The sequence below is a fragment of the Cupriavidus basilensis genome (assembly GCF_000832305.1).
Classification (GTDB): domain Bacteria; phylum Pseudomonadota; class Gammaproteobacteria; order Burkholderiales; family Burkholderiaceae; genus Cupriavidus; species Cupriavidus basilensis_F.
This window is the reverse complement of record NZ_CP010536.1, coordinates 3911665-3926935: the sequence shown is the minus strand read 5'-3', so window position 1 is coordinate 3926935 and position 15271 is coordinate 3911665. Positions and strand designations below refer to the sequence as shown.

The following is a 15271-nucleotide window of genomic DNA, read 5'->3' as shown; positions in this document are numbered from 1 at the left end:
GCGTCAGCATTCCCGCGAGGGCACGAGCAGCGGCTCGGGGGCGCCGTCGGGATAGATCATCCGCACGCAGGCGCCGGGCTCCAGACCAGGCGCCGCAGGGCCATTGACGATGACGTTGCCGCCCCCGCCATCCAGCGGTGCCACCGTGTACTGGAACAGGTCCATGCGCGGCCGCGGCCGCGGGCGTAACAACGAGTTCAGGTCGACGGAAAAGCCAACGCCACCGCCGCTCCAGCCACCGCCGCTCCATGCGCCGCCGCCAACGCCCGCGGCGGTGCTCACCGCACCGTTGTCCGGCATGTCGACCTGGCCCACCAGCGTCTTCGCGCCGATGCGCCCAAGCCTGATGGTGACGTTGAGCGGTGACACTTCGGGTCCTGGCGGCATGCTCTGGCAGGCCGCCAGGAGTAGCGTCAGCAGCGCGGCGCAAAGCGTGCCCGGTCCCGAGCGGGCTGCGTTCATGCGCTCACCAGCCCGGTCTTGAGCCGGCCCAGCAAGCGGAACAGGGCGCGCCGGTCGGTCTGGGGCAGGCCGCCGAACAATTGCTCGATCCAGTCTTCGTGTGCGCGCGCCATCTTGGAAAACGCGATGCGCCCGGCCGGCGTGAGCCGGATCAGGTAAGCGCGGCGATCGCTTGGCAAAGCCTCGCGCGAGACCAGGCCTTCTTGCTGGAGCTGGTCAGTGATGCCGGTGACGTTACCGCCGGTGACCATCATGCGGCGCGACAGCTCGCCCATCTTCAGGCCTTCCGGATGGCGGTCGAGCTGGGACATCAGGTCAAAGCGCGGCAGGGTGCAGGCGAAATCCTGGCGCAACCGGGAGCGGATGTCGGCCTCGACCAGATTGGTGCAGGTCAGCAGGCGCAGCCACAGGCGCAGGGCGTCGTGGGCGTTATCGTCGGCGCTGGTTTCGAGATCGACCGGCGCTTCTTCGGCGCCGGCCTTGGGCGGGGCCTCGGCGGCAGGTGAGGTGGGCATCGCGGCACGCTGGTTGTTTGATGCCTCAAGTATATGCGCTTGCACGCAGCCACGGGCCGGCGCGCGCCTCAATCCACCTTGGCGCCCGAGTCCTTGACCACCTTGGCCCACTTGGTGAGCTCGGCGCGGATAAAGGCGGCGAACTGTTCCGGCGTGTTGCCGACCGGGTCGGCGCCCTGGGCCAGCATCTTTTCCCGCATGGCCGGCGTGCCCAGCGCGCGCGCGACTTCCTGCTGGACGCGCGCGACGATCTCATGCGGCGTGCCGGCGGGCGCCAGCAAGCCGAACCAGGAACTGGCCTCGAAGCCCGGCAGGCGGGCCGCCTCTGCCACCGTTGGCACGCCCGGCAGCGCCGGTGACGGTTTGGCGCTGGTGACAGCCAGCGCCTTGAGCTTGCCGCTCTTGATCAGCGCCATCGACGAGGGCAGGTTGTCGAACATGAGCTGCATGGTGCCGCCGGCCAGGTCGGTCAGGGCCGGGCCGCTGCCCTTGTAGGGAAAGTGCACCATGAAGGTACGGGTCTGGGTCTTGAACAGCTCGCCTGCCAGGTGGATCGAGGTACCGTTGCCGCTCGACGCCATGTTGAGCTTGCCGGGGTTGGCGCGCGCATGGGCGATCAGGTCGGTGACGCTGTTGATGCGGTTTTGCTGCGCGAAGGCGGGGTTGACCACCAGCACATTGGGCACAGAGGCCACCTCGGTGATGGGGGTGAAGTCCTTGACCGGGTCGAACGGCAGCTTGCCGTACAGCGACTGGTTGATGCCATGCGTGCCCACCGTGCCCATCAGCAGCGTGTAGCCGTCCGGCGCGGCCTTGGCGACCATGTCGGTGCCGATGTTGCCGCCCGCGCCCGGCCGGTTGTCGACGACTACGTTCCAGCCCTGGAGCTTCGACAGCTCGGCGGCCACTGCGCGCGCCATGATGTCGGTCGTGCCGCCGGCGGGGAACGGCACCACCAGGCGGATCGGCTTGTTGGGGTAGGGGTCTGCGGCTTGCGCGGGCGCGGGTACGGTCAGCGTGCCAACGCATGTGCTGGCGAGCGTTGCGAGTAGCAGGCGGGTTGCGCGGCGACGGTTGCGGTGCATGGGCGGTCTCCTGATGGGGCGGCAGCGGCACAGGTTGCCAAACCAAAAAAGGCACCCGAAGGTGCCTTTGCAAGCAGGGCGGAATTGCTCAGAACTTGTGGCGGATACCGACGCCAGCGCCGAACATATTGGTTTTGCCGGCGCCCAGCGGATAGCCATTGGCGAAGCCGATTGCCGCGGTGTCGAGGTTCAGGCCCGCATTCTTGGCATACGCGGTCGTCAGGTAGACGTCGGTACGCTTGGAAAGGCTGTAGTCGGCGATGAACGAGACTTGCCACGGATTCGGGACATTGACGCCGTTCATGCTCTTGACGTTGTCGTAGTTGTACTGCAGCGTCAGGCCCAGCGGTGCCGTGACCTGGTAGTTGGCGCCAATCCAGTAGTAGTCGTCGCGCAGCAGGCTGGCGCCCGCGGAGCTCTTGGCCTGACCCCAGCGATAACCGGCCATGACCTTTGCCGGGCCAAAGGCGTAGCTGCCGGCCACGGCGGCTTTCTTGTAGGTGGCACTGGTGCCCGCGGCAGCGCTCTCGGTGGGGTTGAACTGGTCGTAGGCGATCGTGGCGCCGAAGGGGCCGGCAGCATAGCCGAAGCCGGCACCGTACGCGGTGTCACGGCGGAATTGGCCCGGGACCTCACCACCACCCGGCGCACCGGCGCCGAACGACCAGTGGGCGATCGCGGTCACCGGACCAAACACACCGGTGTACTTGACAGTGTTGTCGGAGCGGAAGTTCACCCCGAGCTGGGCGACCACCGGTTCATACTGAGTAGCGTAGCCGCTGGGCGAGAAGTTGGCGAGCAGGTCAAACAGCGTGGTGTACTGGCGGCCGAGGGTAATGCGGCCAAACTGGGCGCTTTCCAGACCGACATAAGCTTGACGACCGAACAGGCGGCTGCCTTGCTGCGAAGAGCCGGTATCCAGGCTGAAGCCGCTTTCGAGCACGAACAGGGCTTTCATTCCGCTGCCCAGGTCTTCCACGCCGCGCAGACCCCAGCGCGAGCCGGACAGGCCACCCGAGCTCATCCGCGTCACGTTGCCCGAGGGGCCGCTGGTGCCGCTGCTGGACATGTGTGAGACGTATTCAATGTTCATGTCCGCCACGCCATAAAGCGTCACGCTGGACTGGGCCTGTGCGGCACCCGCGAATGCACCCAACGCAGCCAGCGCGAGAAGCGATTTTTTCATGCTCGATGATCTCCGTGTAAGAATTATTGGTGGCCAGCGGAGAAACCTCCTGAGTCTCCATTTTCCGCTTACCCAACTTCGTCAGAAGCTGCCAACTACTGTAACAAACCGCCTTCGATTCACAATCGGGTTCACTGCCCTTGTCAGCTTTTCACAACTCAGGGTTTTGGAGTATCTGGCCCTTGTCGGCGCGGGCCAGGCGGGAGAAGCCCGGCAAGCCGGCCACGGTACAATGCGGGAAATCCCGAGGGCGTATTCATCGGTCCATCTCCCGCTTCAGCCAGGGAGTGGGGCGCGGAATCGCTTCGAGCAACCACCAGCGCATGCATCCATGGATACCTTGATTCGCGAATTCGATGTGGCCTTGCGTGCGATCGCAGGCGTCACCCGCGCCAGCCGCGCCAACCCCGCCGATGCGCTTGCGCCCGATGCGCAGAGCCTCGACGAGACGCAACGCCGCCACGTGGCCGGGCTCATGCGCATCAACCACGTGGGCGAGGTCTGCGCGCAGGCCCTTTACCAGGCCCAGAAGCTGACCGCGCGCACGCCGCAGGTCCGCGCGCAGATGGATGAGGCTGCCCGCGAGGAAGAAGACCACCTAGGCTGGTGCGCCGAACGCCTGCGCGAGCTCGGCTCGCGTCCCAGCCTGCTCAACCCGCTCTGGTACGCAGGCGCGTTTGCCATTGGCTGGGCGGCGGGGCGAGCCGGCGACCGCGTCAGCCTGGGATTCGTCTCCGAGACCGAGTACCAGGTCGAGCAGCACCTCAATGGCCATCTCGAGCAGATCCCCGTTGCCGACGACCGGTCGCGCGCGATCCTGGAGCAGATGCGCGATGACGAGGTGAGGCACGGCGCCGCCGCGCGCGAGGCGGGCGGCATGCCGCTGCCCTCGCCGGTGCGCGCGATGATGCGGGCGGCTTCCAAGGTGATGACCACCGCCGCGTATCGGATCTGAGGGACGGCGCCGGAGCGGGACGCCCCGCCCTGTCGCTTCGCGCGCCGGCAAGCCAGGCCCCCCGCACGCGGGGTAGACGCGAAAACGTTGTATCCTTCCATCGTTCCGGCTCGGCCGATTTTCCTGCTGCAGGCAGTTCCTTCCTCGGTTGTTCTCAGGTGGTTTCTCTGTTTTCTTCCATAAGATCTTCATTTCATTGGGAATTCACTTTTTCGGTGCGCGAGGTGTGCGCGCTAAGTCATTGTTCTAATTAAAAAAACCCGGATTGTTGCCCCATAACGAGCCTTGACCCGTGAAATCGCTTCCTCTAAAGTGGGAAATAGTGTGAGGAAGTGTGTTTTTGTGTGAAAACGCAGTCTGGCTATGGGATCATCGCCCAACGTCGGATTTAAAGGATTCACGCGCCAGCCGGTGGCAAGCATGCCGGCGCGGACCGGGGAGCTAGCTTGTTTCAGGGCGCATCGGCGCTGTCACTGGATGCCAAGGGCCGGATGTCGATTCCGGCGCGGCACCGTGAAGCGCTACAACAGCAGGCCGAGGGCCGGGTAACGCTGACCAAGCACCCGGACGGCTGCCTGCTGCTGTTTCCACGCCCTGAATGGGAAAACTTCCGTGGTCGCATTGCGGCTTTGCCGATGGACGCGCACTGGTGGAAGCGCATCTTCCTGGGCAATGCCGCCGACGTCGACATGGACGGCGCGGGCCGGGTGCTGATCGCGCCCGAGCTGCGTAGCGCCGCCTTGCTCGACAAGGAAGTCATGCTGCTCGGTATGGGCAGCCATTTCGAAGTCTGGGATGCCGCGACCTACGCCGCCAAGGAACAGCAGGCGATGGCGCAGGGCATGCCGGACGCATTGAAGAATTTCTCTTTCTGACGAGGTCATGAGCTCAACCCAAACGCCGGGGACCACCGCCCTGCGCCATCGCACCGTGTTGCTGGACGAGGCTGTCGAAGCCCTGGTCTGGCGGCCCGATGGCGTCTATGTGGACGGCACCTTCGGCAGAGGGGGGCACAGCCGGGCAATTCTGGCCCGGCTGGGCCCGGCCGGGGCACTGGTGGCCTTCGACAAGGATCCGGCAGCAATCGCAGAGGCGGGCACCATCAAGGATGCCCGCTTCTCCATTGAGCACACCAGCTTCGCCGAGATGCCGGCGGCGCTGGCGGGCCGGGGAAAGGTCGCCGGGATATTGCTCGACCTGGGCATCAGCTCACCCCAGATCGACGACGCGGAGCGGGGGTTTTCCTTTCGCTTCGAGGGACCGCTGGATATGCGCATGGACACCACGCGCGGCATTACCGCCGCGCAGTGGCTGGCGCAAGCGGATGAGCAAGACATCGCAAGGGTGGTACGGGACTATGGGGAAGAACGGTTTGCTGTACAGATTGCAAAGGCGGTTGTTGCTCGCCGGAGCGAACCCGGCCATGGCGGACCGCTTACCACTACTGCCGAGCTTGCCGCGCTCGTGGCGAAAGCCGTCAAAACACGCGAGAAGGGTCAGGACCCTGCGACCCGCACCTTTCAGGCTCTACGGATTCACGTCAATCAAGAGCTTGCGGACCTCGAAAGCGGCCTGAGCGCCGCTTACGACTTGTTGCAGGAAGGCGGGCGGCTGGTGGTCATCAGTTTTCATTCGCTTGAGGACCGCATCGTCAAGCGGTTCATGCAGGCGCACGCCCGTCCGCAGCAGAATGCCGATCCCGCCATGCGCCGCGCGCCCCTGCGCGCGGACCAGCTGCCGCAGCCCACGCTGAAGCTGCTCGGCCGGGTCAAGCCGGGCGCCGAAGAGGTTGCCGCCAATCCGCGTGCCCGCTCCGCGGTGATGCGCGTGGCCGAGAAGCTGCCGTCCCCGGCGTCCCCTTCGTCCGCCTCCACCCAGAAGGCGGGCCACCCATGAACCGCCTGACTTTCTTCCTGCTGGCTGCCCTGATGCTGTGCGCGCTCTCGCTGGTGAGCGCGCAGCACCAGGCCCGCACCCTGTTCGTTGCCCACGAGCGAGCGCAGGCGGAAGAAAAGCAGCTCGACATCGACTGGTCCCGCTTGCAGTACCAGCAGAGCTCGCTCGGCAAGAGCGCGCGCATCGCGGACGCAGCCCGGACACAGCTGAAGATGACGCCGGTGCTTCCCGGCAGGACCCAGTACCTGGCCGGCGTGGTGCTGGACGCGCCGCCCGCCAGCGCGCCCGCGGCCGCAGCACCCGAGGGGAGTAAGCCATGACCATCGCCCGGCCCTCGCAAAACGCCCAGCGCGGCAACCCTTCGCGCCCGCGCACCGGCCAGTTCGCCGCTAGCCCCGTGCTTGGCCTGCGCCTGCCGATGTGGCGCTCGAAGCTGGTGGTGTTCATGATGTTCGCCGCCTTCGTCGCCCTGGCTGGGCGCGCGCTTTGGATCCAGGGCCCGGGCAACCAGTTCTACGAGGCCGAAGGCAAGAAGCGCTTCCAGCGCACGCTCGAGCTGCCCGCAACGCGCGGCAAGATCCTCGACCGCAATGGGCTGGTGCTGGCGACCAGCTTGCCCGTGAAGGCCATCTGGGCGGTCCCGGAGGACGTGCCCGACGAGATCGACGCTGACAAGATCCGCCAGTTGAGCAAGCTGCTCGACATGAGCGACAAGGAACTGCGCCGCAAATTCACGGAAGACAAGAGCTTTGTCTACCTGAAGCGCCAGGTGCTGCCGGACGTCGCGGACAAGATCGCCGCGCTCAAGATCGACGGCATTCACCAGACCCGCGAATACAAGCGCTTCTATCCGGAAGGCGAGGCGATGGCGCACATCGTCGGCTTTACCAATGTCGAAGACCGCGGCCAGGAAGGCGTGGAGCTGGCGCGCGAGGGCGTGCTGGCCGGCAAGTCCGGCGCGCGCCAGGTGATCAAGGACCGCCTTGGCCGCGTGGTGGAGGATGTGGGCATCCTCAAGACGCCGCGCGACGGCGAGGACCAGCAGCTCTCCATCGACGCCAAGATCCAGTACCTGGCCTACAACGAGGTCAAGGCCATCGTCGAGCGCAGCAAGGCCAAGGCGGCCAGCGCCGTGGTGCTCGACGCGCAGACCGGTGAGGTGCTGGCGCTGGCCAACTGGCCGACCTACAACCCCAACGACCGCACCCGCCTGTCGGGCGAGCAACTGCGCAACCGGGTCCTGACCGACACCTTCGAGCCGGGCTCGATGATGAAGCCGATCACGATCGGCCTGGCGCTGCAGCTCAAGCGCGTCACGCCGTCGACGGTATTTGCCACGACCGGCAAGTTCAACTACGAAGGCGCCACCATCAGCGACACGCACAACTACGGGGCGCTGACCGTGGCCGGCATCATCCAGAAGTCCAGCAACATCGGCACGACCAAGATTTCGATGCTGCTCAAGCCGCAGGAAATGTGGGATATGTATATGAGCGTGGGCCTGGGCCAGGCGCCCAAGATCGGCTTCCCCGGCGCCGTGGCCGGACGGGTGCGCCCGTACAAGAGCTGGCGGCCCATCGAGCAGGCGACCATGTCCTATGGCTACGGCCTGTCGGTGTCGTTGTTCCAGATCGCCCACGCTTACACGATCTTCGCCCATGATGGCGAACTGATCCCGGTCACCATGTTCCGGAACCAGGGCCCGGTCACTGGCGAGCGCGTGCTGTCGCCCGAGGTGGCGCGCCAGGTGCGTGCCATGCTGGAGACGGTGACGGCGCCTGGCGGCACTGCGCCCGAAGCCCAGGTGATGGGCTACCGGGTTGGCGGCAAGACGGGCACGGCGTACAAGCACGTTGGCCGCGGCTACGACCGCAGCAAGTACCGGGCTTCCTTCATCGGCCTGGCGCCGATGTCCAACCCGCGCGTGATCGTGGCCGTGAGCGTGGATGAGCCTACCTCCGGCAGCCACTACGGTGGCGCCGCGGCGGGCCCGGCCTTTTCCGCGATTACCGGCGGCGCGCTGCGCGCGCTCAATGTGCAACCGGACTCGCCGATCCGGCAGTTGGTCGTGAGCGACAAGGTGCAGGAAAGCGAACCGTGGAGCGCGACGCAATGAGCCAGCCGCTGCTCCCCCTCGAAGTGGCCGCGCAGGCTGGCGATGCCTTGGCCTGGCTGCGCCAGCACGCCCCCGCCGGCGCCAAGCTGACGGGCGACACGCGCCGTCTGGCCCAGGGCGATGTGTTCTTTGCCTATGTGCTGGGCAACGCGCGCCTGTCGACCGACGGGCGCCCCCATATCGCCCAGGCGATCGCCCGTGGCGCCAGTGCCGTGGTCTTTGAGGCCGATGGTTTCGCCTGGCCGCATGGCGAAGGCGTGCCGCATCTTGGCGTGTCGGGCCTGCACCAGCTCGCCGGCCCGATTGCCGCCGGCTGGTATGACAACGCCGCGCGCGATCTCGCCGTGACCGGCATCACCGGCACCAATGGCAAGACGTCGTGCTGCCAGTGGCTGGCGCGCGTGCTGCAGGCCGCGGGCAAGCGCTGCGCCACCATCGGCACGCTTGGCACCGGTTTTCCTGACGCGATCACGGCGACCGGCTTCACCACGCCCGACGCCGTCCAGTTGCAGGATAGCCTGGCTGCGCTGCACGGCGCCGGCGCGCGCGCGGTCGCCATGGAAGTGTCCTCGCACGGCCTGGAGCAAGGCCGCGTGGCCGGCACGCACTTTGCGGTGGCGGTGCTGACCAACCTGACCCAGGACCATCTCGACTACCACGGCACCATGGCCGAATACGAGGCCGCCAAGGCCCTGCTGTTCCAATGGCCAGGCCTGCGTGCCGCCGTGATCAACCGCGACGATGCCATGGGTGGTCGCCTGCTGGCCAACCCCGCGCTCGCCGCGCAGGTGATCGAGTACGGCATCGATGGCGCGGCCGGCCCGACCCGCAAGGCAGGACAGTGGCTGCGCGCGACCAACGTGCGCGCCACCGCTGCCGGCACGGCCTTCCATGTGGATGGCAGCTTCGGCAGCGCCGATGTCAGCACGCCGATGATCGGCGCCTTCAATGTCAGCAACCTGCTCGCCGTGCTCGGCGCCACGCTGGCCAACGGCATTGCCTGGGACGCAGCCCTCGACGCGCTGCGCACGCTCAAGCCGGTCGATGGCCGCATGGAGCTGTTCGGCGGCAGCCATGGCGGCCAGGACGGGCCGCTGGCAGTGGTCGACTACGCCCACACCCCGGATGCGCTGGAAAAGACGCTGGACGCGCTGCGCCCCGTGGCCCAGGCCCGCAAGGGCCGGCTGTGGTGCGTGTTCGGCTGTGGCGGCGACCGCGACCCGATCAAGCGCCCGCTGATGGGCGAAGTGGCCGAGCGGCTTGCCGACGAGGTGGTGCTGACCAGCGACAACCCGCGCAGCGAAGACCCGCAAGACATCCTGAACGCCATTGCCGACGGCCTGGCCGATCGTAGCCGCGCGCACCTGATCGAGGACCGCGCAGCCGCCATCCTGTATGCCATCAAGCACGCCACCGTAGCCGATGTGGTGCTGGTGGCGGGCAAGGGGCACGAAGCCACCCAGGAGGTGCAGGGCCGCAAGCGGCCTTTCTCCGACCGCGAGCATGTCCGGCTGACGCTGGGCACGCGTGGGGTGTCAGCATGACGCAATACACCATGACCGATTTGCAGCAAGCCGCCGGCTGGATCGCCGGCGCGCGTCTTTCCGGGCCCGATGGCGCAGGCAGCCGGGGGTTCTCGCGCGTGCTGACCGACAGCCGCACGGTCCAGCCCGGCGACCTGTTCGTCGCGCTCAAGGGCGAGCGCTTCGACGCGCACGATTTCCTGGCAGACGTGGTGGCGCGTGGCGCCGCCGCGGTGCTGGTGGACCGCGAGCCCGATGCCGCGCTTGGTATACCCGCCATCGTGGTGCCCGATACCCGCCTGGCGCTAGGCCAGCTGGCCGCCGGCTGGCGCCGCCGTTTCAGCTTGCCCGCGGTCGCGGTGACGGGCAGCAACGGCAAGACCACCGTCAAGGAAATGATCGCCGCGATCTTCGCGGCGGCGGTAGGGGAGGGCGCGCGCCTGGCAACGGGCGGCAACCTGAACAACGATATCGGCCTGCCGCTGACTGTGCTGCGCCTGTCCGCTGCGCACCGGCTCGCCGTGCTCGAGCTCGGCATGAACCACCCGGGTGAGACCGTCTACCTGGCCAGCATCGCCCAGCCTACCGTGGCGGTAGTGACCAACGCGCAGCGCGAGCACCAGGAGTTCATGGTGAACGTGGAGGCCGTGGCGCATGAACACGCCGCGGCGATCGCGGCGTTGCCCGCGGACGGCGTGGCGGTGTTCCCGCTCGACGCCGAAGGCGGCGGCGCGCATGCCGGCATCTGGCGCCAGGCAGCCGGTGCGCGCCGCGTGCTGTCGTTTGGCCTGGATGCCAGCGCCGATGTCCGCGCCGATGTGGCTCTGGACGACGGCGTGCAAGTGATGCAGGTCAGCGCGCCTGGTGCTGCGTTCGAGGTCCGCCTGTCGGTGCTTGGCACCCACAACGTGCGCAACGCGCTGGCGGCGATCGCCTGCGCGCTGGGCGCGGGCGTCGGCATCGAGGCGATCCAGGCAGGGCTGGCCGGGTTTGCCGCGGTCAAGGGCCGGCTGCAGGTCAAGCATGCCACCGGCGGCACGCTGGTGATCGATGACAGCTACAACGCCAATCCCGATTCGGTACGGGCGGCCATCGACGTGCTGGCCGGGTTTGCCGCGCCGCGTTTGCTGGTGCTGGGCGACATGGGTGAAGTGGGCGACCAGGGGCCGGCCTTTCACACGGAGATCGGCGCCTACGCGCGCGCGCATGGCATCGAGTCGCTGTGGGCGACGGGCGCGGCCATGGTGCACGCGGTGCAGGCGTTTGGCGCCGCAGCCCGGTATTTCGAACGGGCCGAGGACCTCGCCCAGGTGTTGGCGCAAGACAAGGACGGTACCGTGGCGGCGGCAAGCGCGGTACTGGTGAAGGGATCTCGGTTCATGCGGATGGAACGGATGGTCGATGCGCTGGTCGCAAACACTCCCGCGCATTAATCGTCATCAACAGTTATTTACGCAATCAATCAGATAGCCCGGCGCCGCTGGGTGGTTGTCGAAAGGAATACGGACACACGATGTTATTGGCTCTGGCCCAGTGGCTGCAAAACGACTACAGCTTCCTGCGGGTCTTCAACTACCTGACCTTCCGCGCGGTGATGGCTAACCTCACCGCGCTTTTGATCGGGCTCGGCCTCGGGCCGTGGGTGATCCGCAAGCTGACCGAACTCAAGATCGGCCAGGCGGTGCGCACCATCGGCCCGCAGTCGCACCTGGTCAAGGCCGGCACGCCCACCATGGGTGGCGTGCTGGTGCTGGTGTCGATCGCCATCTCCACGTTGCTGTGGTGCGACTGGGGCAACCGCTTTATCTGGGTCGTGATGCTGGTGACCCTGGGCTACGGCGCGATCGGCTGGGTGGATGACTACCGCAAGGTGGTTTATCGCGATCCGCGCGGCATGTCGAGCCGCGAGAAATTTTTCTGGCAGACCCTGATCGGCCTGGTGGCCGCGGTCTACCTGGCGTTCTCGGTATCGGAAAGCAGCAATGTGCGGGTGTGGGACCTGTTCCTGGGCTGGGTCGAAGGCGGTTTGTCGCTCGACATGCCTTACAAGTCCAACCTGATCGTGCCTTTCTTCAAGGAAGTGAGCTATCCGCTGGGCGTGGCCGGCTTCATCGTGCTGACCTATCTGGTGATCGTGGGTTCGAGCAATGCGGTGAACCTGACCGATGGGCTGGACGGCCTGGTGATCATGCCGGTGGTGCTGGTCGGCAGCGGGCTGGGCGTGTTTGCCTACGTGATGGGCAGTTCGGTCTACAGCAAGTACCTGCTGTTCCCCCATATTCCCGGGGCCGGCGAACTGCTGATCTTTTGTTCAGCGCTGGCGGGGGCGGGGCTGGCCTTCCTCTGGTTCAACGCCCACCCGGCCCAGGTGTTCATGGGCGACGTCGGCGCGCTGGCGCTGGGCGGCGCGCTGGGCACGGTGGCAGTGATCGTGCGCCAGGAGATCGTGCTGTTCGTGATGGGCGGCATCTTCGTGGTGGAAACGCTGTCGGTGATGCTGCAGGTGGGGTGGTTCAAGATCACCAAGCGGCGCTACGGCGAGGGCAGGCGGTTGTTCAAGATGGCGCCGCTGCACCACCACTTTGAATTGTCGGGCTGGAAGGAAACGCAGGTGACGGTGCGCTTCTGGATCATCACCATGTTGTTGGTGCTGATCGGGCTGTCGTCGCTCAAGTTGCGCTGAAGCCAGCGCATATCTACTAACGCAGTAACGCAAGAAAGGCGGGAATCGAAGTGTTTGGCGAGTTGCAAAAACCTCATGTGCTGGTGCTGGGCCTCGGCGAATCGGGGCTGGCGATGGCGCGCTGGTGCGGCCTGTATGGTGCCCCCGTGCGCGTTGCCGACACGCGCGAGGCTCCCGCCAACCTTGTCTTCCTGCAGGCCGAGTTGCCCTCGGCCGAGTTTCATGGCGGCGCCCTGGCCGAAGCGCTGCTGGACGGCATCGAACTGGTGACGATCAGCCCCGGCCTGTCGCCGCTGGAGAGCGATACCGCCGCGCTGCTGGCAGCGGCGCGCGAGCGTGGCATTCCAGTCTGGGGCGAAATCGAACTGTTCGCGCGCGCGCTCGCGCATCTGCGGGCAGAGTCGGGCTACGCGCCGAAGCTGCTGGCCATCACCGGCACCAATGGCAAGACCACCACTACCGCGCTGACCGGCCGCCTGGTGGAGCGCGCCGGCAAGAGCGTAGCGGTGGCGGGAAATATCAGTCCGTCGGCGCTGGACAAGCTGGCCGCCTGCATTGCCTCGGCCACGCTGCCCGAGGTCTGGGTGCTGGAACTGTCGAGCTTCCAGCTGGAGACCACGCATACGCTGGCGCCGCACGCGGCCACCGTCCTCAATATCACCCAGGACCATCTGGACTGGCATGGCAGCATGCAAGCCTATGCCGCCGCCAAGGCTCGGATCTTCGGCCCGGCGCCGGCGCCCGGCGAAGCCGGCTGCCTGCAGATCCTGAACCGCAACGACCGTCTCAGCCTGGATATGGCCCGCCCGGCCAGCGCACTGGTGACCTTCGGCAACGATCTGCCCGAATTGCCGGGCTGCTTCGGCATCCAGCGCGAGGGCGGCATGCCCTGGCTGGTGGTGGCCGAGCCCGATAGCGAAGCCGAAGGCGAGAACAAGCCGCGCCGCCGCAAGGCTGCGGCCGCCGAGAGCGTGGAAGCCGTGCCGGTGCGTCACAAGCGCCTGATGCCGGCCGACGCGCTGCATATCCGTGGCATGCACAACGCCACCAACGCCATGGCCGCGCTGGCGCTGTGCCGCGCCATCGACCTGCCGATGAACGCGTTGCTGCATGGCCTGCGCGAGTACCGCGGCGAGCCGCACCGCGTGGAATGGGTCGCCACGGTGGATGATGTCGAGTTCTTCGATGACAGCAAGGGCACCAATGTGGGCGCCACCGTCGCCGCGTTGTCCGGCCTGGACAAGCGGGTGGTGCTGATTGCCGGCGGGGAAGGCAAGGGGCAGGATTTTTCGCCGCTGGCCGCGCCGGTGGCGCAGTACGCGCGCGCCGTGGTGCTGATCGGCAAGGATGCCGGCGAGCTGCGTCGCGCGCTCCAGGACACCGGCGTCACGCTGGCCGATGCCGCCACGCTGGAGCAGGCGGTCACGCTGGCTGCCAGTGCAGCGCAGGGCGGCGACGCCGTGCTGCTGTCGCCGGCGTGCGCCAGCCTCGACATGTTCCGTAATTATGTGCACCGTGCCGAAGTCTTTTGCGCCGCGGTGGAAGAACTGGCGATGTCCAGGGGGATCGTGCCATGAGCGACGCACAGGTCAAGCGTAGCGGCTTTATCGGGGCCACCATCGGCAACGCCTGGGGCGGCTTGCGCGATGCGGTGTCCGGCGTCAAGCCGACGCGCTCGCGCATGATGGAATACGACCAGCCACTGCTGTGGGTGGCGATCGTGCTGCTCGCGCTTGGCCTGGTGATGGTCTATTCGGCCTCGATCGCGCTGCCTGACTCGCCGCGCTATGCCAACTACCGCGAGAGCCACTTCCTCGCGCGCCACGCGTTCGCGCTGTTCATCGGGCTGTCCATGGGACTGCTGGCTTTCCAGATCCCGGTCAAGTTCTGGGATAAGTACGCGCCCAAGCTGTTCGTGATCGCGCTGGTGATGCTGATCATCGTGCTGGTGCCGTTCGTGGGCAAGGGCGTGAATGGCGCGCGGCGCTGGATTCCGCTGGGCATCATGAACTTCCAGCCGTCCGAGCTCATGAAGCTGGCGGTGGTGCTGTACACCGCCAACTACACCGTGCGCAAGCAGGAGTGGATGCAGAACGTGGGCAAGGGCTTCCTGCCGATGGGCGTGGCCGTGGTGGTGGTCGGCATGCTGCTGCTGCTGGAGCCGGACATGGGCGCCTTCTTGGTGGTGGCTACCGTCGCCATGGGCATCCTCTTCCTCGGCGGCATCAACGGCAAGCTGTTCGCCGGCCTGGTTGGCGTGGCGGTGGGCGCCTTCGCGCTGCTGATCACGGCCTCGCCCTGGCGGCGCGAGCGGATCTTCGCATATCTCAACCCGTGGGAAGAAGCCAACGCGCTGGGCAAGGCTTACCAGCTCACCCATTCGCTGATCGCCTTCGGCCGCGGCGAGTGGACCGGGGTGGGGCTGGGCGGCAGCATCGAGAAACTGCACTACCTGCCCGAGGCGCATACCGACTTCATCCTCGCCGTGATTGGCGAGGAGTTCGGCTTCGTGGGCGTGCTGGTGGTGATCGTGCTGTTCTACTGGATGGTGCGCCGCGCCTTCGAGATCGGCCGTACCGCCCTGCAGCTCGACCGCACCTTTGCCGGCCTGGTGGCCAAGGGCATCGGCATCTGGGTTGGCTGGCAGACCTTTATCAATATGGGCGTGAACCTTGGCCTGCTGCCGACCAAAGGGCTGACCTTGCCGCTGGTGAGCTACGGCGGCTCGGGCATTTTGATGAACTGCGTGGCGCTGGCGATCCTGCTGCGTATCGACTACGAGAACCGGGTGATGATGCGCGGAGGGAAGGTATGACCGTAGCGCAGCATCACTTGGTTCCGGCGGAGGCT

14 protein-coding genes are annotated in these 15271 nt (G+C 66.7%); 10 read left to right on the top strand and 4 right to left on the bottom strand.

Going from position 1 to position 15271, the window contains the following annotated elements:
* Positions 1-3 precede the first annotated feature (3 nt).
* The 4 genes from RR42_RS18145 to RR42_RS18130 all read right to left on the bottom strand — a co-directional run bounded on the left by RR42_RS18145 (position 4) and on the right by RR42_RS18130 (position 3248).
* Entirely contained in the window at positions 4-462 is a 459-nt protein-coding gene (locus RR42_RS18145) for a hypothetical protein (protein WP_043349865.1), read from the bottom strand.
* Positions 459-977, bottom strand: coding sequence for a MarR family winged helix-turn-helix transcriptional regulator (locus RR42_RS18140; protein ID WP_043349862.1), 519 nt, complete (start codon positions 975-977; stop codon positions 459-461). The genes RR42_RS18145 and RR42_RS18140 overlap by 4 nt, the downstream gene beginning before the upstream one ends.
* A gap of 68 nt (positions 978-1045) precedes the next feature.
* Positions 1046-2062: a Bug family tripartite tricarboxylate transporter substrate binding protein gene (locus RR42_RS18135; protein WP_043349858.1), complete on the bottom strand. Its 1017-nt coding sequence runs from the start codon at positions 2060-2062 to the stop codon at positions 1046-1048.
* A gap of 88 nt (positions 2063-2150) precedes the next feature.
* Positions 2151-3248, bottom strand: a complete 1098-nt coding sequence (locus RR42_RS18130) for a porin (RefSeq protein ID WP_043349853.1) — start codon at positions 3246-3248, stop codon at positions 2151-2153.
* A gap of 331 nt (positions 3249-3579) precedes the next feature.
* Here RR42_RS18130 and coq7 point away from each other — a divergent pair, with 331 nt between their 5' ends.
* The 10 genes from coq7 to ftsW all read left to right on the top strand — a co-directional run bounded on the left by coq7 (position 3580) and on the right by ftsW (position 15236).
* Positions 3580-4203 carry a 2-polyprenyl-3-methyl-6-methoxy-1,4-benzoquinone monooxygenase gene (gene coq7 / locus RR42_RS18125; RefSeq protein ID WP_043349850.1) on the top strand — a complete coding sequence of 208 codons (624 nt, stop codon included), beginning with the start codon at positions 3580-3582 and terminating at the stop codon, positions 4201-4203.
* A gap of 446 nt (positions 4204-4649) precedes the next feature.
* Entirely contained in the window at positions 4650-5078 is a 429-nt protein-coding gene (gene mraZ, locus RR42_RS18120; RefSeq protein ID WP_043349847.1) for a division/cell wall cluster transcriptional repressor MraZ, read from the top strand.
* Between the two features lie 7 nt (positions 5079-5085).
* A complete protein-coding gene (gene rsmH, locus RR42_RS18115; RefSeq protein WP_043349844.1) occupies positions 5086-6099 on the top strand; it encodes a 16S rRNA (cytosine(1402)-N(4))-methyltransferase RsmH in 1014 nt (337 codons plus the stop codon).
* Positions 6096-6419: a cell division protein FtsL gene (gene ftsL / locus RR42_RS18110; RefSeq protein ID WP_043349840.1), complete on the top strand. Its 324-nt coding sequence runs from the start codon at positions 6096-6098 to the stop codon at positions 6417-6419. Before rsmH ends, ftsL begins: the two co-directional genes overlap by 4 nt.
* The gene (locus RR42_RS18105) at positions 6416-8215 is read left to right on the top strand and encodes a peptidoglycan D,D-transpeptidase FtsI family protein (RefSeq protein WP_043349836.1); all 1800 of its coding nucleotides are present in this window, start codon (positions 6416-6418) and stop codon (positions 8213-8215) included. The genes ftsL and RR42_RS18105 overlap by 4 nt, the downstream gene beginning before the upstream one ends.
* Complete coding sequence (locus RR42_RS18100) at positions 8212-9759, top strand: UDP-N-acetylmuramoyl-L-alanyl-D-glutamate--2,6-diaminopimelate ligase (protein ID WP_043349833.1); 1548 nt, start codon at positions 8212-8214, stop codon at positions 9757-9759. The genes RR42_RS18105 and RR42_RS18100 overlap by 4 nt, the downstream gene beginning before the upstream one ends.
* Positions 9756-11171 carry a UDP-N-acetylmuramoyl-tripeptide--D-alanyl-D-alanine ligase gene (locus RR42_RS18095; RefSeq protein ID WP_043349828.1) on the top strand — a complete coding sequence of 472 codons (1416 nt, stop codon included), beginning with the start codon at positions 9756-9758 and terminating at the stop codon, positions 11169-11171. The genes RR42_RS18100 and RR42_RS18095 overlap by 4 nt, the downstream gene beginning before the upstream one ends.
* 80 nt (positions 11172-11251) lie before the next feature.
* Positions 11252-12421: a phospho-N-acetylmuramoyl-pentapeptide-transferase gene (gene mraY, locus RR42_RS18090; RefSeq protein ID WP_017227540.1), complete on the top strand. Its 1170-nt coding sequence runs from the start codon at positions 11252-11254 to the stop codon at positions 12419-12421.
* A 50-nt stretch (positions 12422-12471) separates the two neighbouring features.
* Positions 12472-13998, top strand: a complete 1527-nt coding sequence (murD, locus tag RR42_RS18085; protein WP_043349824.1) for a UDP-N-acetylmuramoyl-L-alanine--D-glutamate ligase — start codon at positions 12472-12474, stop codon at positions 13996-13998.
* Positions 13995-15236 (top strand): putative lipid II flippase FtsW, encoded by a 1242-nt coding sequence (ftsW, locus tag RR42_RS18080; RefSeq protein WP_043349820.1) that lies wholly within the window; start codon positions 13995-13997, stop codon positions 15234-15236. Before murD ends, ftsW begins: the two co-directional genes overlap by 4 nt.
* The last annotated feature ends 35 nt before the right edge of the window (positions 15237-15271 follow it).

Bases quoted from the DNA above. Each gene is read 5' to 3' on its own strand.
- RR42_RS18145 (WP_043349865.1), bottom strand. From the start codon at position 462: ATGAACGCAGCCCGCTCGGGACCGGGCACGCTTTGCGCCGCGCTGCTG.
- RR42_RS18140 (WP_043349862.1), bottom strand. From the start codon at position 977: ATGCCCACCTCACCTGCCGCCGAGGCCCCGCCCAAGGCCGGCGCCGAA.
- RR42_RS18135 (WP_043349858.1), bottom strand. From the start codon at position 2,062: ATGCACCGCAACCGTCGCCGCGCAACCCGCCTGCTACTCGCAACGCTC.
- RR42_RS18130 (WP_043349853.1), bottom strand. From the start codon at position 3,248: ATGAAAAAATCGCTTCTCGCGCTGGCTGCGTTGGGTGCATTCGCGGGT.
- coq7 (WP_043349850.1), top strand. From the start codon at position 3,580: ATGGATACCTTGATTCGCGAATTCGATGTGGCCTTGCGTGCGATCGCA.
- rsmH (WP_043349844.1), top strand. From the start codon at position 5,086: ATGAGCTCAACCCAAACGCCGGGGACCACCGCCCTGCGCCATCGCACC.
- ftsL (WP_043349840.1), top strand. From the start codon at position 6,096: ATGAACCGCCTGACTTTCTTCCTGCTGGCTGCCCTGATGCTGTGCGCG.
- RR42_RS18105 (WP_043349836.1), top strand. From the start codon at position 6,416: ATGACCATCGCCCGGCCCTCGCAAAACGCCCAGCGCGGCAACCCTTCG.
- RR42_RS18100 (WP_043349833.1), top strand. From the start codon at position 8,212: ATGAGCCAGCCGCTGCTCCCCCTCGAAGTGGCCGCGCAGGCTGGCGAT.
- RR42_RS18095 (WP_043349828.1), top strand. From the start codon at position 9,756: ATGACGCAATACACCATGACCGATTTGCAGCAAGCCGCCGGCTGGATC.
- mraY (WP_017227540.1), top strand. From the start codon at position 11,252: ATGTTATTGGCTCTGGCCCAGTGGCTGCAAAACGACTACAGCTTCCTG.
- ftsW (WP_043349820.1), top strand. From the start codon at position 13,995: ATGAGCGACGCACAGGTCAAGCGTAGCGGCTTTATCGGGGCCACCATC.